Annotated in this window: 23 protein-coding genes; 21 read left to right on the top strand and 2 right to left on the bottom strand. The window is 40.7% G+C overall.

Annotation, left to right across the window (positions count from 1 at the left end; all coding sequences use genetic code 11):
* Positions 1-231: 231 nt before the first annotated feature.
* The 10 genes from rpoE (at position 232) to pdxJ (ending at position 8780) form a co-directional block, all read left to right on the top strand.
* A complete protein-coding gene (rpoE, locus tag QL984_RS10305) occupies positions 232-813 on the top strand; it encodes an RNA polymerase sigma factor RpoE (RefSeq protein WP_010387792.1) in 582 nt (193 codons plus the stop codon).
* A 1-nt stretch (position 814) separates the two neighbouring features.
* On the top strand, positions 815-1429 hold the full coding sequence (locus tag QL984_RS10300; protein ID WP_024602341.1) for an RseA family anti-sigma factor: 615 nt from the start codon (positions 815-817) through the stop codon (positions 1427-1429).
* A 4-nt stretch (positions 1430-1433) separates the two neighbouring features.
* The gene (locus QL984_RS10295) at positions 1434-2387 is read left to right on the top strand and encodes a MucB/RseB C-terminal domain-containing protein (RefSeq protein ID WP_016899682.1); all 954 of its coding nucleotides are present in this window, start codon (positions 1434-1436) and stop codon (positions 2385-2387) included.
* A gap of 11 nt (positions 2388-2398) precedes the next feature.
* Entirely contained in the window at positions 2399-2848 is a 450-nt protein-coding gene (locus tag QL984_RS10290) for a SoxR reducing system RseC family protein (protein ID WP_013465635.1), read from the top strand.
* A 122-nt stretch (positions 2849-2970) separates the two neighbouring features.
* Positions 2971-4758, top strand: a complete 1788-nt coding sequence (gene lepA, locus QL984_RS10285; RefSeq protein WP_013465634.1) for a translation elongation factor 4 — start codon at positions 2971-2973, stop codon at positions 4756-4758.
* Between the two features lie 16 nt (positions 4759-4774).
* Positions 4775-5710 carry a signal peptidase I gene (gene lepB, locus QL984_RS10280; protein WP_013465633.1) on the top strand — a complete coding sequence of 312 codons (936 nt, stop codon included), beginning with the start codon at positions 4775-4777 and terminating at the stop codon, positions 5708-5710.
* 2 nt (positions 5711-5712) lie between these two features.
* Positions 5713-6390: a ribonuclease III gene (gene rnc, locus QL984_RS10275; RefSeq protein ID WP_008466504.1), complete on the top strand. Its 678-nt coding sequence runs from the start codon at positions 5713-5715 to the stop codon at positions 6388-6390.
* Positions 6380-7312, top strand: coding sequence for a GTPase Era (gene era, locus QL984_RS10270; protein WP_013465632.1), 933 nt, complete (start codon positions 6380-6382; stop codon positions 7310-7312). Before rnc ends, era begins: the two co-directional genes overlap by 11 nt.
* A 22-nt stretch (positions 7313-7334) precedes the next feature.
* Positions 7335-8027: a DNA repair protein RecO gene (gene recO / locus QL984_RS10265; protein ID WP_013465631.1), complete on the top strand. Its 693-nt coding sequence runs from the start codon at positions 7335-7337 to the stop codon at positions 8025-8027.
* Positions 8028-8048: 21 nt separating this feature from the next.
* On the top strand, positions 8049-8780 hold the full coding sequence (pdxJ, locus tag QL984_RS10260; RefSeq protein WP_010387803.1) for a pyridoxine 5'-phosphate synthase: 732 nt from the start codon (positions 8049-8051) through the stop codon (positions 8778-8780).
* A gap of 29 nt (positions 8781-8809) precedes the next feature.
* On the opposite strand, the gene barA is transcribed toward pdxJ, so the two are convergent.
* Positions 8810-11584 (bottom strand): two-component sensor histidine kinase BarA, encoded by a 2775-nt coding sequence (gene barA / locus QL984_RS10255; protein ID WP_013465629.1) that lies wholly within the window; start codon positions 11582-11584, stop codon positions 8810-8812.
* Positions 11585-11695: 111 nt separating this feature from the next.
* Here barA and rlmD point away from each other — a divergent pair, with 111 nt between their 5' ends.
* The 6 genes from rlmD (at position 11696) to QL984_RS10225 (ending at position 20296) form a co-directional block, all read left to right on the top strand.
* A complete protein-coding gene (gene rlmD / locus QL984_RS10250) occupies positions 11696-13021 on the top strand; it encodes a 23S rRNA (uracil(1939)-C(5))-methyltransferase RlmD (protein WP_036953603.1) in 1326 nt (441 codons plus the stop codon).
* Between the two features lie 8 nt (positions 13022-13029).
* The gene (gene relA / locus QL984_RS10245; RefSeq protein ID WP_013465627.1) at positions 13030-15186 is read left to right on the top strand and encodes a GTP diphosphokinase; all 2157 of its coding nucleotides are present in this window, start codon (positions 13030-13032) and stop codon (positions 15184-15186) included.
* The gene (gene mazG, locus QL984_RS10240; protein WP_024602670.1) at positions 15167-15991 is read left to right on the top strand and encodes a nucleoside triphosphate pyrophosphohydrolase; all 825 of its coding nucleotides are present in this window, start codon (positions 15167-15169) and stop codon (positions 15989-15991) included. Before relA ends, mazG begins: the two co-directional genes overlap by 20 nt.
* Positions 15992-16148: 157 nt before the next feature.
* Positions 16149-17783 (top strand): CTP synthase, encoded by a 1635-nt coding sequence (locus QL984_RS10235; RefSeq protein WP_013465625.1) that lies wholly within the window; start codon positions 16149-16151, stop codon positions 17781-17783.
* 96 nt (positions 17784-17879) lie between these two features.
* Entirely contained in the window at positions 17880-19178 is a 1299-nt protein-coding gene (gene eno, locus QL984_RS10230; RefSeq protein WP_013465624.1) for a phosphopyruvate hydratase, read from the top strand.
* A 143-nt stretch (positions 19179-19321) separates the two neighbouring features.
* Entirely contained in the window at positions 19322-20296 is a 975-nt protein-coding gene (locus tag QL984_RS10225) for a 2OG-Fe(II) oxygenase (RefSeq protein WP_013465623.1), read from the top strand.
* Positions 20297-20309: 13 nt separating this feature from the next.
* Here QL984_RS10225 and mutH read toward each other — a convergent pair whose 3' ends face one another.
* Positions 20310-20981, bottom strand: a complete 672-nt coding sequence (mutH, locus tag QL984_RS10220) for a DNA mismatch repair endonuclease MutH (protein WP_013465622.1) — start codon at positions 20979-20981, stop codon at positions 20310-20312.
* A 528-nt stretch (positions 20982-21509) separates the two neighbouring features.
* Here mutH and rppH point away from each other — a divergent pair.
* From rppH to QL984_RS10195, 5 genes are all read left to right on the top strand, one after another.
* Positions 21510-22028 carry an RNA pyrophosphohydrolase gene (gene rppH, locus QL984_RS10215; protein ID WP_013465620.1) on the top strand — a complete coding sequence of 173 codons (519 nt, stop codon included), beginning with the start codon at positions 21510-21512 and terminating at the stop codon, positions 22026-22028.
* A 23-nt stretch (positions 22029-22051) separates the two neighbouring features.
* Positions 22052-24316: a phosphoenolpyruvate--protein phosphotransferase gene (gene ptsP / locus QL984_RS10210; RefSeq protein ID WP_013465619.1), complete on the top strand. Its 2265-nt coding sequence runs from the start codon at positions 22052-22054 to the stop codon at positions 24314-24316.
* A 65-nt stretch (positions 24317-24381) separates the two neighbouring features.
* Positions 24382-25191, top strand: a complete 810-nt coding sequence (locus QL984_RS10205; protein ID WP_013465618.1) for a sulfite exporter TauE/SafE family protein — start codon at positions 24382-24384, stop codon at positions 25189-25191.
* A gap of 12 nt (positions 25192-25203) precedes the next feature.
* Positions 25204-26007 carry a prolipoprotein diacylglyceryl transferase gene (lgt, locus tag QL984_RS10200; protein ID WP_013465617.1) on the top strand — a complete coding sequence of 268 codons (804 nt, stop codon included), beginning with the start codon at positions 25204-25206 and terminating at the stop codon, positions 26005-26007.
* 13 nt (positions 26008-26020) lie between these two features.
* Positions 26021-26872 carry a thymidylate synthase gene (locus tag QL984_RS10195; protein WP_013465616.1) on the top strand — a complete coding sequence of 284 codons (852 nt, stop codon included), beginning with the start codon at positions 26021-26023 and terminating at the stop codon, positions 26870-26872.
* The last annotated feature ends 15 nt before the right edge of the window (positions 26873-26887 follow it).

The raw sequence follows: 26887 nt of genomic DNA, 5'->3' as shown, positions 1-26887 counted from the left end.
GCGGTTACAATGCTCAGATAGAGCAATATTTATTTTTAATACTTATAGTTGTACCATATTTGTAGCACTACCACGAAGTGGTTTTAGCGTATAAATACGTAATTTTTTAGCTATTTTATAAAAAAACAATATGAAGCAGAACTTTTTATTCATCTAAGGGTCAGAGTAGGTGTGAACAATGGCGACACTATGAATAATAAGCAAGAATCAATCAGAGGAGTACCGGCTCGAATGAGCGAGCAGGAATTAGATTTAGCGTTAGTGAAAAGGGTTCAGCAGGGAGATAAAAACGCCTTTAACCTATTAGTTAAGAAGTATCAGAACAAGATTGCCGGTTTGATCTCACGTTATGTATCAAATCAGGGTGACATTGCTGATGTAGCACAAGAGGCGTTTATTAAAGCGTATCGTGCCCTTCCAAACTTTCGTGGTGACAGTGCTTTTTATACTTGGCTTTACCGTATCGCCGTTAATTGTGCTAAAAATTACTTAGTGGCTCAAGGGCGTAAACCGCCAGCAAATGATATAGATGCTGACGATGCCGAGTTTTATGAGGGTGCTGATTCAATGCGTTCAAACGCATCACCTGAAAATTTACTATTAAGCGAAGAAGTACGCGCTGTTATTTTTAATACGATTGATAGTTTGCCTGAAGATCTAAAAACCGCGATTACCCTTAGAGAAATTGAGGGGATGAGCTATGAAGAAATAGCCGTGGTGATGGATTGCCCAGTCGGGACGGTGCGTTCGCGTATTTTTCGTGCCCGTGAAGCAATTGATAACAAATTAAACCCATTAATAGGCGAGTCTTAGTATGACAAAAGCACACGTTAACCGCTTAGATAACGAATCGTTATCAGCATTACTTGACGGTGAGCAAGCATTAAATGATGCCGAGATTGCATCTGCTGATGTAGCTACATTTGGCCGTTACGCGTTAATCGGTGATGCAATGCGAGCTAAAGAAAACAACAAAAATATGGATTTTGATATTAGCGATCGCATTTCGTTAGCACTTGATAGTGAGCCGGTTTATGCAGACTTTAGCCAGTCTGAAAGTGTGGCAAAGCCGGTAAATACTGAAGCCGATAATAAAATCGTGGCGTTTAATTGGCGCAAGCCGGTTGCGCAGTTAGCAATTGCAGCTAGCGTGGCAATGTTTACTATTGTTGGCGTGAACACCTTGCCGCAAGGTGAAGATGCTGTGCAAAACGAAATTCCTTTATTACAAACCACGCCGTTAACCGGCATGGCATCGCCAGTGAGTTATTCATCAGCACCGGCGCTAGAGAACGCAGAGAAAGGCTTACGAGAGCTTCAACAGCAACGTATTGGCGCTCTAGTACTTGAACACCAGCGTCAAGCACGTGTGGCTCATTCGTTGAAAACTGCGAAAACAGATGAAACGTCACAAGAGGAAAAAAACTAATTAGATGAAAGTAATAACTTTTGTTATGTCGTTGGTGTTAAGTTTTAATGCTTTCGCCAATGACACAAACCCCGCTAAAGATTTACTGCTTGAAATGGCCAGTGCAGTTCATACACGTAATTTTGATGCCTCTTTTGTTGTTGTTAAAGGCAAAAGTATGGAGCCCTACCGTTGGGTGCATGCTAAACAGGGGGACGTTGAGCTTGAGCATTTGAGTTTACTCAACGGTGCTGGCCTTGAAATGATCCGCATTGACAACCAAGTTACCTATTTTGAGCCACAATCAGAGCCGTATTCATTAACAACCGACTCAATTGCCGGCCCTATTCCTGAAGTGCTTTTTAAAGATATTAACCGCTTAAGTGCGCATTATGATTTTGTGCTTGGTGGTAAAGGCCGTATTGCTGGGCGTCCCGCGCAATTAGTTCGAATTGAATCTAAAAACGAAGACAAATACAACTATTGGATATGGATTGATACTGAGTCGTCGTTATTATTAAAAGCGGCGTATGTTAATCATCAAGGTGAAGCGCTTGAGCAATTACAGCTCACTCATATTAGCGTGACTGAGCAACCGGCAAACTTATTATTAGAAGTGCTTAATCGTAACTTTCCAACCCCATTACCTGCCAATTCAATTGATGAACAAACTAAAGCGAATGCCATGAATTGGACTATTGGCTGGTTACCTGAGGGGTTTGAATTACTTAAGTCAGACAGGCATAAGCTCGACTTAAATAATGAATTAACAGACTATTATTTATTTTCTGATGGGTTTGTTGAAGTATCTGTGTTTGTACAACGACCACTACCGGGTAAGCGTTTAAGCGGTGCTCTCACCTCAGGGGCAACTACGATTTATGTACACAACGGCGGAAATTTTGATGTCTCTGTGGTGGGAAACATTCCAACCATGAGTGCCAAAGCCATTGCTGAGTCTGTATCGCGGGCATTATAAGTAACTAAACTATGATTGAACAAACGTTAACCGTCGTGGCCCTTAGTGGCCACGTTGCGCATTTAGAAGCCCAACAAAAACAGGCCTGTGAAGGCTGTAATGGACGTTGTGGCTCACAAGTGTTTAGTAAGTTATTTGGTACCGCCAAAAAAACATTACCTTATAAATTTGAAACACAGTTAGAAATAGGCCAAAAAGTAACTTTGTCATTGGATGATAGCCATGTTGTAAAGCATGCCTTTGCAGTTTACATGCTGCCTTTGTTTTTGAGTTTAATATTCGCTTTAATAGCCAGTGAATTGATATTGTTAGCCGAAGGCTGGCAAATTTTAGCCGCGATATTGGGTGGGATCACCGGCTTTTTAATTGCTAAAACATGGGTGAAATCATTAAGACATGAGATAAAAGTGATAAAAATTCATCCAATTAGCCTCCCTTTAACTCAAATAGATGGTGATTGACGCCAATTAAATGTAAAATTGCGTTTTTATGCCACAGTAACTTGAAAATACACAGCAAGTATTTTCAAGTTATTTAGGCATATGACCTTAGTCCTTTAAAATAGAAGTTTAGAATCCAGTTTATGAAGCATATCCGTAATTTTTCGATCATCGCCCACATTGACCATGGTAAATCGACCCTTTCTGACCGTTTGATCCAAGTTTGTGGTGGTTTAACCGACCGTGAAATGCAGAAGCAAGTTCTGGATTCAATGGATATTGAACGTGAACGTGGCATTACCATCAAGGCACAAAGTGTAACCTTAAATTATAAAGCGAATGATGGTGAAACTTACCAACTTAACTTTATCGACACCCCTGGGCACGTTGACTTTACCTATGAAGTATCGCGTTCGTTAGCGGCTTGTGAAGGGGCACTGCTTGTTGTTGATGCTGGTCAAGGCGTAGAAGCGCAAACATTAGCAAACTGTTACACCGCCATTGAAATGGACTTAGAAGTTATACCGGTACTTAATAAAATTGATTTACCGCAAGCTGATCCATTACGTGTAGCCGAAGAAATTGAAGACATTATTGGTATTGATGCCCTTGATGCGGTGCAATGTAGCGCCAAAACAGGTGTAGGTATTGCTGAAGTACTTGAAATGATCGTTAAAGATGTACCGCCACCAGTTGGTGATAAAGACGCGCCATTACAAGCGCTAATTATCGATTCTTGGTTTGACCCGTACCAAGGCGTTGTATCGCTAGTGCGTATCAAACATGGCGAACTTCGCGCGGGCGACAAAATTAAAATCATGTCAAACGAAAACGTACATACCGCAGATCATGTGGGGATTTTTACGCCTAAACAAACTAACACCGGTGTTTTACGCACTGGTGAAGTAGGCTTTGTTATTGCTGGTATCAAAGAAATACATGGTGCACCGGTGGGTGATACCATTACTCATCAAAAAAATGCGGCACCACTGCGCTTACCTGGTTTTCAAAAAATTAAGCCGCAAGTTTATGCGGGTATGTTCCCAATAGCCTCTGATGATTACGAGTCATTCCGCGATGCCCTTAACAAACTTAGCTTAAACGATGCCTCGTTATTCTTTGAACCAGAAAATTCAACTGCGTTAGGGTTTGGTTTCCGTTGTGGATTCTTGGGCATGTTACACATGGAAATTATCCAAGAGCGTTTAGAGCGTGAATACGACATTGATTTAATCACCACGGCACCAACGGTTATTTACGAGGTGGTAACTAAAGAGGGCACGACGCAAATTGATAACCCGTCTGATCTTCCACCAGTTAACGATATTTTAGAGATACGTGAGCCGGTTGTAGAAGCTAATATTTTAGTTCCACAAGAGTACTTAGGCAGCGTAATCACCTTATGTGTTGATAAGCGCGGTATGCAAACTAAAATGAGTTATCACGGTAAGCAAGTTGCAGTAACGTATGAACTGCCAATGGCTGAAGTGGTAATGGACTTCTTTGATAAGCTAAAATCAACAAGCCGTGGTTTTGCCTCGCTTGATTATAACTTTAAGCATTTCCAAACTTCAGACATGGTACGTGTAGATATACTTATCAATGGCGAGCGTGTGGATGCATTGGCTATCATTGTTCACCGCGACAGCGCACAATCACGTGGTCGACAGCTTGCTGATGCGTTAAAAGAACTTATACCACGTCAAATGTTTGATATTGCGATTCAGGCAGCGATTGGACAACATGTAATCGCTCGAACAACTGTTAAGCAACTACGTAAAAACGTAATCGCTAAATGTTACGGTGGTGACGTGAGCCGTAAGAAAAAATTACTTCAAAAACAAAAAGATGGTAAAAAACGAATGAAGCAACTTGGTAACGTTGAAGTGCCTCAAGAAGCGTTCTTAGCCATTTTGAAAGTTGGTAAATAAAAATAAAGGATAATAAATGGCTGGCTACTTTTCAGTTTTATTGGTGTTGTTAACTTTAGGCTCAGGTCTAATATGGTTAATAGATCACTTAATGTTTGCCCCTAAAAGGCAGGAACGTTTAGCAATTGCTCAAACTTCTGCCGGAGGTCAACTTGATGAAGAAACCGCAGCATTGATTGCGCCTGAGCCAATGATTACTGAAACAGCAAAGTCGATTTTTCCGATGATTGCTGCTATCACTATTTTTAGATCATTTATTTTTGAGCCGTTTCAGATCCCATCGGGTTCAATGATGCCCACCTTATTAGTGGGTGATTTTATTTTAGTGCAAAAGTATTCTTATGGGATTAAAGACCCAGTATGGCGCAGCCAATTAGTGGATGTAAGCGAACCAGAGCGTGGCGATATTGTTGTTTTTAAATACCCGTTAGATGAGAGAGTGGACTATATTAAACGTGCTATAGGTTTACCTGGCGATAAAATTGTTTATCGTGATAAGCGTTTATATATTCAACCAAAATGCGAAGAAGGCGAAGTTCAAAAGGGCGCACTTCTTTGTAATGAATTCAATAAAATTGATTTTAAATTAATTAATGATAATGAATTTAAGCAAGGCCCAATGGATTTAGCGCGTTTAAATGAAGATTTAACCACGACTAACCATGACATTTTAATCAACCCAAAATCGCCTGAACGTAAGGGGCGTTACTACCAGCAATTGGGCACACCTGCGGATGAATGGGTGGTTCCAGCTGATCATTACTTTATGATGGGTGATAATCGCGATAACAGCCAAGATAGTCGCTTTTGGGGCTTTGTACCAAAAGAAAACTTGGTGGGTAAAGCTGTCTTTATATGGATGAGTTTTGAATTTGATAATGGCCCAGATGACATTTTACCAGGATGGGTTCCAACTGGTGTTCGTTTTGAACGCCTAGGTAATATTCAGTAACAATGAAAAAAAATGTAACAGAGTTATACAAAAGAATTGGCTACACATTTGCTGATCAAGGGTTACTTGAGCAAGCAATGACGCATCGCAGCCACAAAGGTCAACATAACGAGCGACTCGAATTTTTGGGCGACTCAATTTTGAGCTTTGTCATTGCCAATGCACTGTACGCTAAATTTCCTAAAGCACGCGAAGGCGATTTAAGCCGCATGCGTTCGACTTTAGTTCGCGGCCAGACTTTAGCTGAATTTGGCCTTGAATTTGAGCTTGGTGATTACCTACGCTTAGGTCCTGGCGAGCTAAAAAGTGGTGGTTTTAGACGCGAGTCAACCCTAGCGGATGCAGTTGAAGCTATTATTGGCGCTGTATTTTTAGATTCAGACATAGATCGCTGCGGCGAGCTTATTTTAGCGTGGTATGAATCACGTTTAGATGCTATTTCACCAGGGCTTAACCAAAAAGATCCTAAGACCCTGCTGCAAGAGTATTTGCAAGCTCGTAAGCTATCATTACCAGGCTACACCGTAGTTGATACTAAAGGTCAGGCACACAATCAAACATTCACGGTTGAATGTATCGTTGATGGAATGGATAGCATTATTTCTGTTGGCAGCTCACGGCGTAAAGCCGAACAAAAAGCGGCCGAAAAAGCATTGAAGATACTTAAAAATGAATCTTGATACCTTAATACAGCCTCATGAAGGCGAAATAGACACATTTTGTGGCATGGTTGCGATTGTTGGCCGTCCTAATGTGGGTAAATCAACACTGCTTAATGAAATTATTGAGCAAAAAGTCAGTATTACCTCACGTAAGCCACAAACCACGCGCCACCGTATTATGGGTATTCATACTGAGGGTAAGCACCAAGCGGTGTACGTCGATACCCCAGGCCTGCACGTTGAAGAAAAGCGTGCTATTAACCGTTTAATGAACCGTGCAGCGTCTAGCTCAATTGGTGATGTTGAGCTGATCATTTTTGTGGTTGAAGGCACTCATTGGAATGCCGATGACGACATGGTACTTAACAAAGTAAGCCAAAGTGGCAAGCCGGTATTGTTAGTTATTAACAAAATTGACCAAGTGAAAGATCGCGACCTTGTACTTCCACATATGAAGTTTTTAGGCGATAAGTTTGATTTTGTTGGTATTATGCCCGTATCTGCGACTCAGGGTAAAAACATTAACCTGATCAAAGAAGAAGTGACTAAGCGCTTACCACCGTGCGAATTTTATTTTCCTGATGACTACGTAACTGACCGCTCAATGCGCTTTATGGCGGCTGAAGTTATCCGTGAAAAGCTAATGCGCTTTATGGGTGAAGAGTTACCGTATTCAGTGACTGTGGAAATAGAGCAGTTTAAATGGCAAGAAAACGGTATTTGGCATATTAATGGCCTGATACTAGTTGAGCGTGAAACGCAAAAGCGCATGGTAATTGGTAACAAAGGCGAAAAGCTAAAAGTAATCGGCCGTGAAGCGCGTAAAGACTTAGAGGAAATGCTTGAAAATAAAGTGTTTTTAGAACTGTGGGTTAAAGTTAAATCGGGCTGGGCTGACGATGAGCGTGCCTTAAGAAGCTTAGGTTACGGTGAAGATTAACATTTTATACGCAGCATAATTTATGGACAGCGATTTCTATAAAGCTTATTTATTACATCGGCGTCCATATAGCGACTCGCAAGTAATGCTCGATATGCTAGTAGAAGGTGTTGGCCAGCTTAGAATGCTCGCACGAGTTAGTGGCCGCCAGGCCACTAAATACAAAGCCCAACTCCAACCATTTCAAGCCTTACTCGTCCATTACAATGGCAAATACGATTTAAAGTACATCAATAAATTTGAGCTTCATGGTAATCCGTTATTTTTAACCGGTGATAAGCTTTACTGTGGCTTTTATTTAAATGAATTAACCAACCGAATTGTGCCGATTAATGAACCCATTGATCAGGTTTTTCAACTTTATAAAACTCACCTAGAAAACCTTAATAGCGGGACTGACATGCAAGCAGTGCTTCGCTCTTATGAGTTTCAATTGCTAGAGCTACTAGGTTATGGGGTTGATTTTAGTTTTGATGCGGATGGTGAGCCAATTGATGACACGCAAACGTATAGCTACTTTGCAGAAGTGGGCTTTGCGGTGCAACACGACTCGCGTTCTGGGTTTACTGGTTCACAACTCAATGCTATAGCAAATCATGACTTTAGCCAAGCGGATGTGTTATATATGGCAAAGCAATTAAGTCGTTATTTATTAAAACCATTGTTGGGCAACAAGCCATTAAAAAGTCGTGAATTATTTACGGCCTCTCAATAAACAAATTTCACAGGTACAAAAATGAAAGATATTCTTCTAGGCGTGAACGTAGATCATATTGCAACGCTTCGCCAAGCACGAGGCACTTCTTATCCTGATCCTGCCCATGCAGCCAGTGTTGCAGAGCATGCCGGTGCTGATGGCATTACTATTCATTTACGCGAAGACCGCAGACACATTCAAGACCGCGATGTGTATGTAATGGCTAAAACCATTCAAACACGTATGAACCTTGAAACCGCAGTAACCGATGAAATGATTGCTATTGCACTTGAGGTTAAACCTGAATATGTATGCTTAGTGCCTGAAAAACGTGAAGAGCTTACCACTGAAGGGGGCTTAGATGTGGCAGGCAATATCGATAAAATAGCCGCTGCAACTAAAACATTAACGCAAGCTGGAATTAAAGTATCGCTGTTTATTGATGCTGATAAAGCGCAGTTAGATGCAGCAAAAGCGTGTGGTGCACCTTATGTTGAAATTCACACTGGGGCTTACGCAGATGCCACCAACGATGAAGACACTGCCAAAGAGCTTGAGCACATTCGCCAAGGGGTGAAATATGCAGCCAGTATTGGTTTAATTGTTAATGCTGGCCATGGTCTGCATTATCACAATGTAAAACCAATTGCGGCGATGCCAGAGATTTATGAGCTAAACATTGGCCACGCTATTATTGCCCGCGCAGCCATTGACGGTTTAGATAAAGCGGTTCGTGATATGAAACGCTTAATGCTTGAAGCTCGCGCGTAGAGTTATAATTAACGATATTAAAGACGAGCTTATTTATTAGTGATATCAATGTTGGCATCAACAAGTAAGTTTTCAAGCTCGTCTTGCAACTCAAATAACTCGGGCTCAATATTCTCAAGCGTACATTCATTTTTAAGTGATGTTTCGATCGTTTCAGCCAATGTTTTTAATTTTGGTACACCTGTATAGCAGCATGCGCCATGAAATTTATGGATAACGCTAAGTACTTGAGGGCAATCTTCGCTGGTTATTGCTTGATTTAGTAAGTTTAGGGTTTCGGGCACGCTTAGCAGTAACATATTAAGCATTTCATTGGCTAATTCTGCTTTACCGCCTGCACGTTGCAATGCCAGCGTCCAGTCAAGGCGAGTGCTATCAAAAGGAGCAGGGCTATGTTCAAATGTGCTTTTTGACTTATCACGACTCACTGGTAATTGCGGGCTATGATCGCAAATAATCTGGTTTAGCATATCTTCATCGATAGGCTTAGTTAAATAACCTTCAAAACCATCTTTCAATAACTGTTCTTTTTCACTATTAAGTGCATGCGCAGTTACGGCAATAATAGGCGTATCTTCATTCAAAGATGACTCTTTAATGAGTTTACAGGCTGTAATACCATCCATTATAGGCATTTGAATATCCATAAAAATCACATCATATTTATGGCTTTTGCTTAAACTATACGCTTGTGACCCATTATGCGCGGTATCAATTAATTCAACTTGCTCGTTGAGTAGGGTGTAAATTAATTTTAAATTAGCGTCATTATCATCCACCACTAACACTTTTAGTGGCAGCAGGGTTTGTTCATGCTGTTCTATATTATGTGCCGGGTGGTCGAGTCGATAAGGTGCTGCTAACAGCTCACATAGCTTTCGGTGATTAAGAGGTTTACTCAAACAGGCGTCAGCGCCGCTGCCGATGAAGGCTTCGCGCATGTTGTGCGATACGGTATTGAGCATTAAATATAAATAATCGGTTGATTCTCTAACCGCTTTTACATAGCTTTTTAAACGCTGCATATCGTCAACTGATGCCATGTGACCAATAAGACAAATATCAAAATTGATCTCTGAATTTTTTATGCACTCTAAAAATTCGGTTTCGTTATAGCAAGGAGTGACACTAACTTTCCACTCTTGTAATAATGAGGCAACAGCATGATGGGTATGCTTATGCGGCTCTAAATAAAGAACACGTTTACCAATTAATGACTGGGTAGGCAAATCGTTGATAAATACATGATTTGGTAATCTAAATACACCATTAAAGGTAAAACAAGTTCCGCTACCAGGGGCTGAATTTAAGGTAATACGGCCGCTCATTGCTTCAACGATATGTTTAGTAATAATAAGCCCTAAGCCGGTACCGCCAAATTTGCGGGTAATACTGGAGTCGGCTTGACCAAAGGCGGTGAATAGCGCGTCTTGTTTATCTGCTGGAATACCTACCCCAGTATCTGCGACTGACACCAAGACAGAGGTGCGCTCTTCATCAAGCAAACGATGGCTAATATCAACTTTTATCGCGCCTTTTTCAGTAAATTTTATAGCGTTACTTAATAAGTTAATCAGCACTTGTTTAAACCGTGTGGGGTCGCCGGTTAAGTGGTCAGGCACCTGAGGATTAATATAAATAGAAAGCTCAAGTTGTTTGTCGTGTGCGCTAGGTGCTAGTAATGTCATTACTTCGTTTACGCTATCGCGCAGTTGAAACTGAATAGACTCAAGCTCCATGGCTCCTGCTTCTAACTTGGAGAAATCTAATATGTCACTAATAATAGTCATTAAGCTGTTAGCCGAAAGCTCTATGGTATCAAGGTAATCTTTTTGGTTTTTATTCAGAGGCGTTTTATAAAGCTGACGGGTAAATCCAATAACCCCGTTAAGTGGGGTGCGTAACTCATGACTCATTTTAGCTAAAAAGTCAGATTTAACGCGGTTAGCATCCTGCGCTTCTTTTTTAGCCATGGTGAGCTGGATATTTTGTGTTTCGTATTGTTCAAGCGTTTCGCGGTAATCGCTGGTTGCCTGATCAATATTTTTTTGCATTTCATCTTTTTGCATCACCATAGAATGCGAGATGGTATTGAGCCCCTCACGTAATAACTCAAACTCGCCATTCATGGGTTCAGTTAATCCGGTTTGTCTTTTACCTTCAATCAATCTGTCGGTAGCAAGTACTAACTTATTAAGCGGGGTCATAAACATCCGACTAAGTCTTAGCGCTAAAATAGCGGCTAATACTAAGGCGAGAATAATAATAATACCGCTGACCAATAATGCACGTTGTTGGCCAATAACAGCTTTGTCGCGGTTAAGCTGAATCACAACGGTGCCCAATGAGGTTTGGAACTCAGAAGTATTCCAGTCGCTATTGGGGGTTGTATGGTTAATGATAGGGGTGAAAAAGGTTACTAAGTCTTCACTTTGCTGAACATAGGTGGCTTTAAAGCCATTTAATTGCGTTTGCTCAATTAAAGTGTCGAATGAGCGATGATAATTACTGGTTATAATAAGTTGGTTGTTATCATTAAAGATGGCAATCGATTTAATCGAAGGGGAGTGTTTGTTGTGTGTATAGCGAATGATGCGATTAAGCAGTTTTTTATTTTTTTCCAGTAAAGGCTGTTCAAGTGCAATAGCCAGAGGTTCAGCAATCGTTGTGCCTTGTTGATATAAAATTTCATCAAGCTCAATGTAACGATTTATTGTAAAATAACCACCTAGTAATAGCCCGATGATCACTGTGGGGATCAGGGTGAGTGTTAAAACAGAATCGCGCAAGCCTAGTTTGGTCATAATCTGAGCATTATTATCATTTTTATTGAATGTGAGTATATACATACTCATAGTTATTCTCAAAGTATCTAGGTAGAGACGTGATTCATCAACCTTTTAAGGTAATGCCTAATGGCACAAATATTTAAAGCAAAGAAAAAACCACTTCAACAGCAATCACTTGAACTTGATATAACGGCAATGGATCACCACGGACGTGGTATTGCTAAGCATAATAATAAAGTGTGTTTTGTCAGTGGGGCATTACCTGGTGAGCGAGTAAAAGCCAAGTTAGTTGATGATAAAGCACGTTACAGCCAAGCTGACACGCTTAAAATACTCAAAGCCAGTGAATATCGCACTACACCCATTTGTGAACACTACAGCCAATGCGGTGGTTGTCAGTTACAGCATTTAGATGCCACACAACAAGTCGTTGAAAAGCAAGCAGCAGTAAATCAATTATTTGCCAAATTTGCAAAATTAACCGATTTAAACTGGCAAACTCCGCTGCTAAGCCAAGCAACGCATTACCGACGTAGTGCCCGCATTGCCGTAATGTTCGACAAAGCAGCAAAAAAAATGCGGGTAGGCTATAGAGCACGTGGCTCTAAAAGTATTGTTAGCATTAATCATTGCCCAGTATTAAGTGACGTATTTGCAGAGGTATTTAACGTATTTGATAACATAATTAATCATAATAAGGCGCTGCACAGTATAAGTCATTTGCAGTTATGCGCTGCAGATGAGCAACACTTTATTGTTATTCGTCATACAAAAGCCATTTCGCCCACAGATAAAGCGTTTGTTGAGCAAAGTGTCTCGGCATATCATTGGCAATTAGTGTGGCAAAGTGATAGCGATACCATTGATCATGCCCATTTAGCGATGCCATTTTATAAGCTTGATCAGTTAGATATAAAATTTGAATTTGGACTAAATAACTTTATTCAGGTCAATGCGAGTGTAAATCAGGCAATGTTAATTCAAGCGGTGAGCTGGTTAGCATTACAAGGTGATGAAAATGTACTGGATTTATTTTGTGGTATTGGTAACTTCTCTTTAGTGTTAGCAAAGCAGGCTAAAACAGTAACAGGAATTGAAGGCGTTACTTCGGCGGTTGCATTAGCGACGCAAAATGCGCACACTAACTCTATTACAAATACTCAATTTCATTGTTTTGATTTAACCACGAGTATTAAAAAAGCGCCGTGGTTTAATAAAGAGTTAGATATTTTAGTACTCGACCCCTCTCGCACTGGTGCTATGGCAGTTTTAGAGCAGCTTCCATTAACGCAGTTTAAAGCGATTTTATATGTCTCTTGCGACCCTGTTACTTTAGCCCGTGACAGCGCTATTATTTCGCAAGCCGGCTTTGAACTTAATAAAATAGGGCTAATGAATATGTTCCCTCATACGGGGCATATCGAAACTATGGCGTTATTTCAACGGAGGTAAAGCGCATTATGGTAGCGACACGTCAATCTCATCAACATGACAAAGCGGGTGATTTTTTTTCACGCGTAGAATCTCTTGATTTGTCTCAGGAAAAAATTAGCTTACTCAATAAAGCGCAGCAACTTTGCCAAACTTGTGATAACAGCGAACGCCAAAATACCGCCATAGAGATGGTGGAGATTTTGGTTGAGCTAAATTTAGATGCTGACTCGTTAGCCACCGCCTATTTAACCCCTTATTATTTAAATGATGTAGTGAGCATTGACGCTGTCGAAGAGCATTTAGGAAATCATGTTGCGGTGTTATTAACGGGTGTGTCGCAAATGGCCACCATAAGTACGTTAGCTCATCAAGGCAATGGTACCGTGCAGGTCGATAATATTCGCCGTATGTTGCTTGCTATGGTGGAAGATGTGCGTGCCGTGGTGATTAAATTAGCCGAACAGGTGTGCCATTTACGCAACGTAAAAGACGCCGCTGAAGAAGAACGAGTGATTGCAGCCAAAGAGACTGCGGATATATTTGCACCGCTTGCTAATCGCCTTGGTATTGGCCAATTAAAGTGGGAGCTAGAGGATTTAGCTTTTCGCTATTTACACCCAGATATTTATAAAAATATAGCTAAACAACTTGATGATAAGCGCCTTGCCCGTGAAGCGTATATGGCTGATATGGTTGAGCAAGTAAAACAGCGCCTACATGAAGCGGGTATTAAAGCCGAGGTATACGGCAGGCCAAAACATATCTACAGCATTTATAAAAAAATGGCGAAAAAGAACTACGAGTTTGATCAGCTGTTTGACATACGCGCGATGCGAATTGTGGTTGAGCGCCTGCAAGATTGCTACGGTGCCCTAGGCATAGTGCACACTAATTGGCGCCATTTAAATAAAGAATTTGACGATTACGTTGCGACCCCAAAACAAAATGGCTATCAATCTATTCATACCGTAGTATTTGGCCCCGAAGGTAAAACTGTTGAGATTCAGATCCGAACGCACGACATGCATCAAGATGCAGAGCTGGGCGTTGCCGCACATTGGATGTACAAAGAAGGTGCGTTACCAGGGCGTGGTTCAGGCTATGAGCAAAAAATTAGCTGGTTGCGTAAGTTACTGCAATGGCAAGAAGAAGTGGTTGATGGCAGCGATTTAGCGCAAGAGCTTAAAAACCAAGTGGTTGAAGACCGCGTCTATGTGTTTACTCCACGTGGAGATATTTTTGACTTACCGCTAGGGGCAACGCCTCTTGATTTTGCTTACTACATTCACTCCAATGTAGGGCATCGGTGTATTGGTGCAAAAATATTTGGCAAAATAGTGCCGTTTACTCATCAATTAAGTACCGGCGATCAGGTTGAAATACTGACCCAAAAGCAGCCAAATCCAAGTCGTGATTGGCTAAATCCGTCGTTAGGTTACATTAAGTCTTCTCGCGCTAGAGCCAAAATCCACCATTGGTTTAAACAGCTCGACCGCGATAAAAATTTAAGCGCGGGTAAAGAAATCCTTGATAACGAATTACAAAAGTTAGAGTTAACTTACAAAGATTTAGACCCAGCGATAAAGCGTTTTAACTTTAGAGAGCTTGATGACTTAATGGTCGCCATTGGTGCAGGCGATATTCGCCTTAACCAAATGCTCAACTTTATTACCGATAGAACGGAGCACGAGCCGGTTATTCGCTTTAAATCGCCCAGTAAAGTGACTGGCGATAAAAACGGTATTGTGGTTGATGGAGTAGGCAGTTTAATGAGCCATGTTGCTCGCTGTTGCCGCCCTGTACCTGGGGATGAAATTATTGGGTATATTACCCAAGGCCGTGGCATTGCCGTGCATCGTGAGGATTGTGACTCGTTTAGTAATTTAAAAAACAAGCACCCAGAGCGCGTTATTTCAGTAAGTTGGTCAGATGATATTAGCAGCTCCTACGCGTTAACTATTCGTATTGAAGCCAGCGATCGGTCTGGTTTAATTCGTGATATTAGTTCTGCTTTGGCGAATGAAAAAGTCAATGTGCTCAATATGAATGTCAACACGGTTGATAGCACTCAAACGGCTATTTTTGTGATGCAAATAGAAGTGCATGACTTACAAGGCACAAATAAAGTGCTTTCTAAGTTACACCAGATAGAAGGGGTGCACAGTGCAAAACGAGGGCAGTAATCAGGCTAATAATGAGGCTATAAGCCAACTGCTGGAAATAATGCAAACACTGAGAAACCCTGAGGGCGGATGCCCTTGGGATCTCAAGCAAACGTTTGCGTCAATCGTGCCGCATACTCTTGAAGAAGCCTATGAAGTGGCTGATTGTATTGAAACGAATAATTTAAGCGATTTAAAAAATGAGTTAGGCGACTTACTTTTTCAAATCGTGTTTTATGCGCAACTAGCACAAGAGCAGCAATTATTTAATTTTAACGATGTAGTGGCACAGTTAAATGAAAAGTTGGTGCGTCGTCATCCGCATGTATTTTCAGCGCAAGACACACCTAAAACCGATGCCGAATTAGCTGCGCAGTGGCAAGCAATAAAAGCACAAGAGCGTGCGGCTAAACCCCAAGGCCAAAGCTCAGTACTTTGGCAAGATATACCAAACAGTTTACCTAGCTTAACAAAAGCTAAAAAAATTCAGCAACGGGTCGCTGCGTTAGGGTTTGATTGGCCGACTTATCACGGTGCTATTGATAAAGTGAGTGAAGAGGTTGAAGAAGTGAAAGAAGCCTTAGCTCATGACCCATACTCAGATCATACAGCAGAAGAGCTAGGTGATTTGCTGTTTGCTACTGTTAATGTAGCGCGCCATGTTAAACGCGACCCCGAACAACTGCTTCGCAGTGCCAACGATAAGTTTTCTGCACGGTTTGAAAAGGTACAAAACTACTTAATTGCACAGGGTAAATGTATTGATTCTGCGTCTTTAGAGGAAATGGATGCAGCATGGGATGCGATAAAAAAACTAAATAAATAGGGACATAAAAAATGTTTGTTTTTTGTGCACAGATTTACCAATTTTAGCTGGATTGCTTAGCTATGTTTTGGTACAATTTCGCCCCGTCTTGTTTATATTCCAAAATCACTTGTTTGGGTATTATATTCCTTTTAATTCCTGATATTCTAGGGTTCGCATGAGTACAAAATTTATCTTCGTTACTGGCGGAGTTGTTTCTTCGTTGGGTAAAGGTATTGCAGCAGCATCGTTGGCCGCTATTTTAGAGGCCCGTGGCTTAGATGTTACCATTTTAAAGCTGGATCCTTACATCAACGTTGACCCAGGCACAATGAGCCCAATTCAACACGGTGAAGTATACGTTACCGAAGACGGCGCAGAAACGGACCTTGATTTAGGTCACTACGAACGTTTTATTCGCACCAAAATGACCAGCCGTAATAACTTTACGCAAGGGCGCGTATATGAAGATGTACTACGTCGTGAAAGACGTGGCGAATATCTTGGCGCAACAATTCAGGTTATTCCTCATATCACTAATGATATTAAGCAACGTGTTTATGATGGCGCAGAAGGCCATGATATAGCAATCGTTGAAATTGGTGGTACGGTAGGTGATATTGAGTCACAACCATTTATCGAAGCTATTCGTCAAATGGGCACAGAGATTGGTCGTGAACGTGCGCTATTTATTCACTTAACGCTAGTGCCATTCTTAGGCCCTGCCGGTGAAGTGAAAACAAAACCAACTCAGCACTCAGTTAAAGAGTTACGCTCAGTCGGTATTCAACCAGATATTCTTATTTGTCGCTCAGATCGTAAGCTGCCAAATAACGAGCGTGCAAAAATTGCATTGTTCACAAACGTTGAAGAAAAAGCCGTTATTTCACTGCCTGATGTAGACAGTATTTATAAAATCCCTGCGTTATTAAAGTCGCAAGAGTTAGACAACTTTGTATGTCGTCGTTTCCATTTAGACGCGCCTGAGGCTGATTTAGCTGAGTGGGAACAAGTATTGTATCAAGAGTCTAACCCAACGGGTGAAGTGACAATTGGTATGGTTGGTAAATACATTGAATTACCGGATGCATACAAATCAGTAAACGAAGCATTAAAACATGCGGGACTAAAAAATCGTTTAACTATTAATATTCAATACGTTGATTCACAAGACTTAGAAACTAAAGGAACGGATATTCTTTCTCGCTTAGATGCTATTTTAGTGCCAGGTGGTTTTGGTGGTCGTGGTGTTGAAGGTAAGATTTTAGCGGCTAAATATGCTCGTGAAAACAAAGTGCCTTACTTAGGTATTTGTTTAGGTATGCAGGTTGCGCTAATTGAATACGCACGAAATGTTGCCGGTTTAGTTGATGCAAACTCAACGGAATTTAATGCAAACTCAGAGGCTCCAGTGGTTGGTTTAATCACTGAGTGGCTAGACGCTGAGGGTAACGTAGAAGTACGTGATGAAAAGTCTGATTTAGGTGGCACAATGCGTTTAGGCGCACAAAAATGCCATTTAACGCCTGGCTCTAAAGTACATGAAGTGTATGGCAGCGACGAAATTGTTGAACGTCACCGTCACCGTTACGAAGTTAATAACAACTTCGTTGCACAGCTTGAACAAGCAGGTTTAAGCTTTACTGGTTTATCTGAAGATAAAAAGCTAGTAGAGATTATTGAAAATAAAGATCACCCTTGGTTTATTGCAGCGCAATTCCACCCGGAATTCACTTCAACGCCACGCGATGGTCATCCGCTATTTGAAGGGTTTGTAGCTGCGGCTCATACCTACCAAAAAGCGTCTTCGTAATTTAAAAAAGGCTGTGCATATTGCGCGGCCTTTTTTGTTTCTAAGGCTGGCCTAGGTTAGCCGTACTCACCATTTTGGGAATATAGAGGAATCAAGATGTCAGAAATCGTAAAAGTAATCGGTCGTGAAATTATGGACTCGCGTGGTAACCCAACTGTAGAAGCTGAGGTATATTTAGCTGATGGTTCATGGGGCCGTGCTGCTGCACCATCAGGTGCATCTACAGGAACTCGCGAAGCATTAGAATTACGTGATGGTGATAAAACTCGTTATTTAGGTAAAGGCGTATTAAAAGCGGTAGGTTTCATTAATAATGAAATTGCAGCGGCTTTAAAAGGTCAAAATGCACTTGCTCAAAGTGATGTAGACCAAGTAATGCTTGATTTAGATGGTACTGAAAATAAAGAAAAACTAGGTGCTAATGCTATTTTAGCGGTTTCACTTGCTAACGCAAAAGCGGCTGCACAATCTAAAAAAGTAGAGCTATACGAGCACATTGCTGACTTAAATGGCACGCCAGGTGTTTACTCTATGCCACTACCAATGATGAACATCATCAACGGCGGTGAGCACGCTGATAACTCAGTAGATATTCAAGAATTTATGGTTCAGCCAGTTGGTGCTGCTAATTTCCGTGAAGCATTGCGTATGGGTGCTGAAGTATTTCACAGCCTTGCAAAAGTGCTTAAAGCAGATGGTCATTCAACAGCTGTTGGTGACGAAGGCGGTTTTGCACCAAACCTTGCATCAAACGAAGCAGCACTTGCAGCAATTAAAGTGGCTGTTGCAAATGCCGGTTATGAGCTTGGTAAAGATATTACCCTTGCACTTGATTGTGCTGCCTCTGAGTTTTATGACAAAGAAGCAAATATCTACGACCTTAAAGGTGAAGGTAAAAAGTTTACCTCTGAAGAGTTTAACTACTTCTTAAAAGACTTAACTGAGCAATACCCAATTGTATCAATTGAAGATGGCTTAGATGAGTCTGATTGGGATGGCTTTGCTCATCAAACTAAACTAATGGGCGATAAAGTCCAATTAGTGGGTGATGACTTATTCGTAACCAATACTAAGATTTTAAAACGTGGTATCGACAATGGTATTGCTAACTCAATCTTAATTAAATTTAACCAAATTGGTTCACTAACAGAAACGTTAGCGGCAATTAAAATGGCGAAAGATGCTGGTTTTACAGTCGTTATTTCTCATCGCTCTGGTGAAACTGAAGATGCAACCATTGCTGATTTAGCGGTTGGTACAGCTGCAGGCCAGATCAAAACAGGTTCATTAAGCCGTTCAGACCGTGTTGCTAAGTACAACCAATTGCTTCGTATTGAAGAGCAATTAGGCGCTAAAGCACCGTACAATGGTTTAAAAGAAGTTAAAGGCCAGTAATTCTTTAATTTGTTTAAAATTATAAAAATCCTCGCTTATGCGGGGATTTTTAATCATAAATGCAAATATAACAGGTGGGTGGTTTATTGTTTGTAAATTTATTGTTACTTTAGGAGCGTATTAAAAATAACAATAAAATGATTATGAAAAATAACTATGTTACTCACCTCATAAATGCCAAATATCATGGCACGCTTCCTCCAAAACAAGAAATAGTGTCTTTTGCGCTAACAGCTCCTGAATTTGTTCACTATTGGTTATGTCATGCGGTTTCATCATCAACTTCTTCTCAGGAGCTAGCCATTGTTTTATGCTTAGCTAAGTATCATAAAATTGAAGCTCTTAAGGTTTTATCTCACTTTTGGCCAATCCGAACTGCTGATCCGCAAGTAACAATTAACTTTGAAAAACATATATCGGGCCTTCCTAAGACTATACAGCAGGGTATTGAAACCGATTTAATAGGGTTGTGGAGTAGCTTAATTATGCCATTGAATATTCAATCCTCTGAACAATCATTACCTGTGACAACATTAGAAACGCAACTAACGAATGAATTAGCGCAGGAGATTATAAAGCTTGCTAATAATAATTTAAATTTAGCTGGGGTGTATGCTGAAAACTCTACAAGACAAAAAGTTATAGACATCAGAGACAATGAGCAGCTTATAACACAATTACCAGTCGATAATATTTTAATAGCTATATTACAGCGCATCATATGTTCAGACGACTATGCTGACTTAGCATATGCTGAGCCTATGATTATTTATCGTTATACTCAAGGTCAGCAATACAAATGGCACTATGATTTTATTACACCTTCAAATGAAAATGCTAAAAAAGAACTTAATTTTTTTGGTCAAAGACGGCGAACACGTATTATAAATTTAAATGACGGATTTGAAGGTGGAGAAACCGCCTTTAAAGACTGGAATGTAAGTGTTAAAGCCAAGCAAGGACAAGTAATTAAATTTAATAATATGATTGGTAATCAGGTAGATAAAAACTCAGTACATAGTGGAAAACCCGTATTATTAGGTGAAAAGTGGATTTGTACCCTTTGGATGCGAGAAAAACCTTTTTGGTTACGCGAATCTATTTGGTGCAAAAATTAATACCGACAAATAATTACAACTGAAACTGCTGTTTTAATATCTCTTTTGTAAAACTGGTTTTCAAATAAAAGCCACGGGGCAGGGTTTGTATAATTTGCCCGTTGGGGCCTATGGCATCGGTAACTACTTTGCTATTAGCTGCTTTTGGCCGTATTTGCATGGCGTCGCCTAAATGCCCTGATATTTCATCTACCCGACCAAGCGCTATAAGCTCCATTTGCTCTTCCCAGTCACGCTGTAATTGCGCATCTTGCGCGGGGGAGGGTTGCCACAAAAAGCCACTGCCTATGGTTCTATCAAACGGAGCAATATCGCGCTCACTTAAAATAGGTAGCCATAAAACATGATTCAACTTTTTACGTACGCTACTTGTGTGCCAGGTCATGCCAGTTACATTCATTAGTGGGGTAACCGACACAAAGGTAGTTTCTAGCGGTTTGCCTTTATATGAAATGGGCAAGGTTTTGAGCTCTATGCCTAAATCCTCAAAGTCGGGTAGCGGTTTTGACCCAGCACTTGCGCCTAATACATACTCAATCAGTTGACCTGTCCAGCCTTTTTCACGCAATAAATCATCTGGCGTTTTAAAGTGGTACTGCTGTGCAAGTTGTCCTAGTGTGAGTCCTGCAATAGCATCGACACGTTGCATTAATTGATTGATTGAATGAGGTTTTAAAGGTTGCATACTGTTTATTTTAGTTGAATAAATACCAACGCCATGATAGCAAATTAGTGTGTTAGTGGATATCTTTAGCGGTTGGTTGAATTTTGTTCGTGCCGTGTGTGGTGCAATTTTATGCACTGTTTTAAAACGCCAAGCTTAACTAAGTAACTGAACTGCATTGTTTTTTTTGTTTTTAGTGTTCAGTTTTAATTAAGGTCTATAAATGTTGTAAGGATAAATACAGATGTATAAACATGTTTATCCACAGATTCTGTGGAGAACATCACCTTTTAGATCTTGTATTGTGGATTTGTTTGCTAAATGAGCGTGTTTTACAAAAGTTATGCACAAGCTGTGAGTAACCAGCACAAACAGTGTGGTTTTTATGTATTTATCATGGCAGTGTTGTTTGTTATTAACATGCAATGGATTTCGCTATTAATTTGCCTTAACCGAGGACGTTAACGGGGCTTGTACGTAATAGTATTTGCCGTATTGCAGCTAATGTGGAACAATCATAAAAAATCGACTTACAAATGAGGCACTAAGGTGATTGATGCCGAAGGTTTTCGTGCCAATGTCGGAATTGTAATTTGCAATAATCAGGGGCAAGTGTTTTGGGCCAGACGCTATGGTCAACATTCTTGGCAATTTCCCCAAGGCGGTGTTGATGATGGTGAAACACCAGAACAAACTATGTACCGTGAATTACACGAAGAAGTAGGTTTGCGACCAGAAGATGTAGAAATAGTTGCAAGCTCAAAACATTGGTTACGCTATAAATTACCCAAACGATTAATCCGCCGCGACTCAAGTCCGGTGTGTATTGGGCAAAAACAAAAATGGTTTTTACTGAAGTTACGCTGTAAAGATGAAGATGTAAACTTACTAAAAACGCACCATCCTGAATTTGATGATTGGCGGTGGGTGAGTTATTGGTATCCGGTAAGGCAAGTAGTATCGTTTAAACGGGATGTTTATCGACGTGTTATGAAAGAGTTTGCTCCTTTTGCTATGCCCTTCAATAAGCGAGAGCAACAAAAAGACAATTGGCGAAGCAAAAGGTAGTTTTACATAAAAAGGAGCAGTGTATGCTGGCAACACTCAGATCGATAGCTGAGTCTGTTTCGCAACAAGCGAATTTAGACGATGCGTTAGTGTGCTTTGTGAAAATGGTAAAAGATGCCATGAATACCCAGTGCTGCTCCATTTATTTTGCCGATTACAGTCAAGATAACTTTGTACTAATGGCCAGCGAAGGGTTAAACCCCGATGCGGTGGGTAAATTTAGAATTGGCTTTACTGAAGGACTTGTTGGGCTAGTTGCTCAGCGCGAAGAGGCGATTAACATTGCGTTTGCTAAATCGCATCCTCGCTTTAAACTCTCCCCAGAAGTGAACGAAGAAGGCTACAACGCTTTTTTGTCTGTGCCTGTTGTTCATCAAAAAAAGGTATTAGGCGTTATTGTTGTGCAACAGAAAATGGCTCGAGTATTTTCTCAAGATGAAGAGTCGTTTTTAATTACGCTCTCAGCGCAGTTAGCTTCACAGCTTGCACATGCCGAAATAAAAGAAGTATTGCGCCAAGATGAGTCGTCTCATCAAACATCGGTTTTAAAAGGGGTGTCTAGTGCGCCAGGCATTAGTATTGGTAAAGCCTTTGTTGTTATTCCTAAACTTAATTTTAAGTCCATAGAGCTTACTAAAAATAGTGATGTGAATGAACAACGCCGTTTATTCACGCAAGCGGTTGCTGCAACGCGCAAAGAATTTAGCACTTTATCGATGACATTAAGCGATACCATACCGCAAGAGGCGTTGGCGGTGTTTGATGTGTATCAGCAATTATTGGATGCTAAAAGCTTAGGTCATAATGTAGAGGCACAATTACAAGAAGGTTGGTGTGCAAAAAGTGCATTAAAAATTGTGATTGAACGTTTAGTTGCACAGTTTAATGAAATGCAAGACCCTTATATTAAAGAGCGTGCGGTTGATGTTAAAGACATTGGCTTACGGGTGCTTCATCACTTAGTGAACACTGAGCATGCAATAAAAGACTACCCTGAAAACACAATCCTCATCGCTCACACATTAACTCCTGCGATGTTAGCCGAAGTGCCAAATGAGCGTTTAGCAGGTGTGGTAAGCATTAATGGTTCAGCTAATAGCCATGCCTCTATTTTAACGCGAGCAATGGGGGTGCCTGCAATTTGGGGTATTGAAGATTTACCGTTACTGCAGTTTGATAACAAAGAAATGATTTTAGATGCTTTTGCTGGGCGTTTATATATTTCGCCTTCGCAAATGCTTATTGATGAGTATACCGAGTTACAACATCAAGATAACTTACTCAACAATCGTTTTTTAGAAGAGCAATCACTGCCTGCAATTACCTTGGACGGGGAGCATATTAGTTTATTGCTCAACGCAGGGCTTGAACTTAATACGCAACAAAATAGTGCCCATATTTGTGATGGTGTTGGTCTTTACAGAACCGAAGCGTGGTTTATGCAAAAAGGGCAGTTTCCATCGCAACAAGAACAAGAAAAATGGTATCGCGAAGTACTCAGTAGCTATTATCCTAACCCCGTAGTTATGCGAACGTTAGATATTGGTGGCGACAAAGTTTTAGATTATTTTAATATTACCGAAGAAAACCCGTTTTTAGGATGGCGTGGTATTAGAATTAGCCTAGATCATCCTGAGCTTTTTTTAGATCAGCTCAAAGCCATGCTCAAAGCGAATATTGGCTTAGGTAATTTAAAAATAATGCTGCCTATGATCAGTGGCACTGATGAAGTTGAAGAGTCGCTGGCATTGTATAACCAAGCCTATTATGAGTTAAGCGAAACATTTCCTGAGCAATTAATAGAAAAGCCAGATATTGGCATTATGCTTGAGGTACCTTCAAGTGTATTTATGCTGCCAGAGTGGTCTAGAAAAGTCGATTTTTGCTCAGTGGGTAGTAACGATTTAACTCAGTATTTATTAGCGGTAGATAGAGCAAATGCCCGTGTGGCCGATTTATTCAATCCTTATCATCCAGCTGTGTTACGTGTATTAAATAATATTGCCAGCGAATGTGAGCACTATGAATTGCCCTTTAGTTTATGTGGTGAGCTTGGCGGCGATCCCGAGGGAGCAATATTACTCATTGCCATGGGCTATAGACGTTTAAGTATGAACTTATCGTCGTTAAATAAAGTGAAATGGGTGCTTAGGCGCTTAAATGTTAGTGACATGGAACAATTACTGAGCGAGTGTTTAGCACAGCCCAATGCTAAACAAGTGTTGCGTTTAACCCGTAATTTTATGATAGAGCATCAGCTAGGTAATTTATTTTATACACCTAAATGATAGAGCTGTTATTGTTTATATAATCAATTAAAATATACATATTCTTAAATGTATTAGAGATAACTATGTATGAACTAGGACTTCTAGTTGCAAGTTGTGCGTTATTAGGTTGCATTGTTGGTTTTTTAGCAGGACTTCTAGGCATAGGCGGTGGTTTAATCATTGTGCCGGTGCTAACGAGCTTGTTACTGGGTTTTAATGTGGCCGCTGCCGATCATGTATTGGTTATCGCTATTGCGACATCTTTAGCCTCTATTTTATTTACCTCGACTTCTTCAGCGTTAGCTCATCATAAAAATGATAATGTGCCTTGGAAAATTGCCCCTTGGGTAATGTCGGGTGTGGCCATTGGCGCCTTGATTAGCGGCTTTGCTGCCAGCTTTATACCTGAGAAAATGTTACGAACCGTGTTTGCGGTGAGTGTGGTTTTTATTGCTATGAGAATGGTGCTTTCTGCCCGTAATAAAGTGAGCGTAGGTCACCCGATGCCTGCAGGCCCCGTGCTAGGAAGTATTAGTGCGATAATGGGGGCACTATCTGGGTTGATTGGGATTGGCGGTGGCGCACTACTTGTGCCTATGTTGCACTATTTTTCGGTTGATATTAAAAAGGCAATTGGTTGCGCTGCTGCATGTGGTATTGTAATTGCCTTTTTTGGCTCTATTGGTTATGTCAGCGCCGGTTGGCAAGTAACTGACTTAGCGCATGGTTTTATGGGATTTGTTTATTTACCTGCATTGTTAGGGATTGTTGTTACCTCATGGTTTATAGCGCCAATAGGCGCCAAAGCAACGCATTACTTACCTGTGAATACAATTAAGAAAGTTTTCGCGATGTTACTTGTTATCATCGCTATTAAAATGGTTTTTAGCTAAAGGTTTATTTTTATGGCACTGGAGTTTCCTCAAATTGATCCAATAATTTTTTCTATTGGGCCACTTAGCGTTCGTTGGTATGGATTAATGTACTTAATTGGTTTTGCGTTTGCGATGTGGTTTGCTAATCGTCAAGCTAATAAGTCCGGTTCAGGTTGGACTAAAGACGAAGTCAGCGATTTACTCTTTTACGGCATGCTGGGCGTTATATTAGGTGGGCGTATTGGTTATGTTCTGTTTTATCAATTTAGCTATTTTATCGAAAACCCCTTATATTTGTTTAGAATAGACCAAGGTGGCATGTCGTTTCATGGTGGAACACTGGGGGTGATCACTGCAATTGCTATTTTTGCTTACAAGCGTAAAAAATCGTTATTACAAGTCGGTGATTTTGTAGCACCTTTAGTGCCTGTTGGTTTACTGGCTGGGCGTATAGGTAACTTTATTAACGGCGAATTATGGGGGCGTACCACTGATGTTCCGTGGGCAATGGTGTTTCCAACCGGAGGCCCGCTTGCACGCCACCCTTCACAACTTTACGAAGCTTTTTTTGAAGGGCTTGTATTGTTTGTCATATTATTGTGGTTTATTAAGCGTCCACGTCCTGCGGGAAGTGTGTCGGGTTTGTTTTTACTGGGTTACGGCGTATTTAGATTTTGTATTGAATATTTTCGCCAACCAGATGCGCAATTGGGGCTATTTGCTGATTTCATTTCTATGGGGCAAATTCTATCGTTACCAATGATAATTGGCGGGTTAGGCTTACTTATTTGGGCCTATAAACAACCACTATCAAAAACAGCGGCAAAAGCTTAAAAGAAGAAGTTAGATGAAACAATATTTAGAATTATGTCAGCGCATTGTTGACCAAGGACAATGGATTGAAAACAAGCGTACCGGTACACGTTGTTTAACGGTTATAAACGCTGATTTAGAATACGATGTGGCTAATAATCAGTTCCCAATGATCACTACGCGAAAAAGCTATTACAAAGCGGCTATTGCTGAATTATTAGGTTATTTAAGAGGCTATGACAGTGCTGAGCAGTTTCGCAATATAGGTTGTAAAACCTGGGATGCTAACGCCAATGAAAATAGTGCCTGGCTCAATAATCCTAATCGTAAAGGTGAGGATGATATGGGGCGCGTTTATGGCGTGCAAGGACGAGGCTGGCAACGCCCTGATGGTTCAACACTGGATCAACTTGCAAAGGTCATCAATAATTTAAAAAATGGCATTGATGATCGCGGCGAAATTATTACCTTTTACAACCCAGGTGAGTTTGAGCTTGGCTGCTTGCGCCCATGCATGCATACGCATACCTTTTCATTACTAGGCGATACCCTGTATTTAACTTCGTACCAACGAAGTTGTGATGTACCGTTAGGGCTAAACTTTAATCAAATTCAATGTTTTGTTTTATTGGCACTGGTTGCACAAATTACTGGCCACAAAGCAGGTAAGGCATATCATAAAATCACCAATGCCCACATTTACGAAAATCAGCTAGATTTAATGCGAGACGTGCAATTAAAGCGCGAGCCATTTGCTTCTCCTCAATTAAAAATTAACCCAGAGATTAAGTCGCTCGAAGATATAGAAACATGGGTAACACGTGATGATTTTGAGGTGGTTGGTTATCAATGCCACGAGGCTATTCAATACCCATTTTCAGTTTAAAAAATAAGGAGAGCA

This window comes from Pseudoalteromonas sp. APC 3495, from assembly GCF_030407645.1.
Classification (GTDB): Bacteria; Pseudomonadota; Gammaproteobacteria; order Enterobacterales; family Alteromonadaceae; genus Pseudoalteromonas; species Pseudoalteromonas tetraodonis.
Note: the sequence above shows the minus strand (reverse complement) of the source record. Positions and strands in the feature narration are given on the sequence as shown.

Coding starts and splice junctions, on each gene's coding strand:
- era (WP_013465632.1), top strand. CDS start 6,380: ATGAATCTTGATACCTTAATACAGCCTCATGAAGGCGAAATAGACACA.
- rpoE (WP_010387792.1), top strand. CDS start 232: ATGAGCGAGCAGGAATTAGATTTAGCGTTAGTGAAAAGGGTTCAGCAG.
- QL984_RS10300 (WP_024602341.1), top strand. CDS start 815: ATGACAAAAGCACACGTTAACCGCTTAGATAACGAATCGTTATCAGCA.
- ptsP (WP_013465619.1), top strand. CDS start 22,052: ATGCTGGCAACACTCAGATCGATAGCTGAGTCTGTTTCGCAACAAGCG.
- mutH (WP_013465622.1), bottom strand. CDS start 20,981: ATGCAACCTTTAAAACCTCATTCAATCAATCAATTAATGCAACGTGTC.
- pdxJ (WP_010387803.1), top strand. CDS start 8,049: ATGAAAGATATTCTTCTAGGCGTGAACGTAGATCATATTGCAACGCTT.
- lepA (WP_013465634.1), top strand. CDS start 2,971: ATGAAGCATATCCGTAATTTTTCGATCATCGCCCACATTGACCATGGT.
- barA (WP_013465629.1), bottom strand. CDS start 11,584: ATGACCAAACTAGGCTTGCGCGATTCTGTTTTAACACTCACCCTGATC.
- eno (WP_013465624.1), top strand. CDS start 17,880: ATGTCAGAAATCGTAAAAGTAATCGGTCGTGAAATTATGGACTCGCGT.
- QL984_RS10290 (WP_013465635.1), top strand. CDS start 2,399: ATGATTGAACAAACGTTAACCGTCGTGGCCCTTAGTGGCCACGTTGCG.
- relA (WP_013465627.1), top strand. CDS start 13,030: ATGGTAGCGACACGTCAATCTCATCAACATGACAAAGCGGGTGATTTT.
- recO (WP_013465631.1), top strand. CDS start 7,335: ATGGACAGCGATTTCTATAAAGCTTATTTATTACATCGGCGTCCATAT.
- QL984_RS10195 (WP_013465616.1), top strand. CDS start 26,021: ATGAAACAATATTTAGAATTATGTCAGCGCATTGTTGACCAAGGACAA.
- QL984_RS10205 (WP_013465618.1), top strand. CDS start 24,382: ATGTATGAACTAGGACTTCTAGTTGCAAGTTGTGCGTTATTAGGTTGC.
- lepB (WP_013465633.1), top strand. CDS start 4,775: ATGGCTGGCTACTTTTCAGTTTTATTGGTGTTGTTAACTTTAGGCTCA.
- rnc (WP_008466504.1), top strand. CDS start 5,713: ATGAAAAAAAATGTAACAGAGTTATACAAAAGAATTGGCTACACATTT.
- QL984_RS10225 (WP_013465623.1), top strand. CDS start 19,322: ATGAAAAATAACTATGTTACTCACCTCATAAATGCCAAATATCATGGC.
- rlmD (WP_036953603.1), top strand. CDS start 11,696: ATGGCACAAATATTTAAAGCAAAGAAAAAACCACTTCAACAGCAATCA.
- QL984_RS10235 (WP_013465625.1), top strand. CDS start 16,149: ATGAGTACAAAATTTATCTTCGTTACTGGCGGAGTTGTTTCTTCGTTG.
- QL984_RS10295 (WP_016899682.1), top strand. CDS start 1,434: ATGAAAGTAATAACTTTTGTTATGTCGTTGGTGTTAAGTTTTAATGCT.
- lgt (WP_013465617.1), top strand. CDS start 25,204: ATGGCACTGGAGTTTCCTCAAATTGATCCAATAATTTTTTCTATTGGG.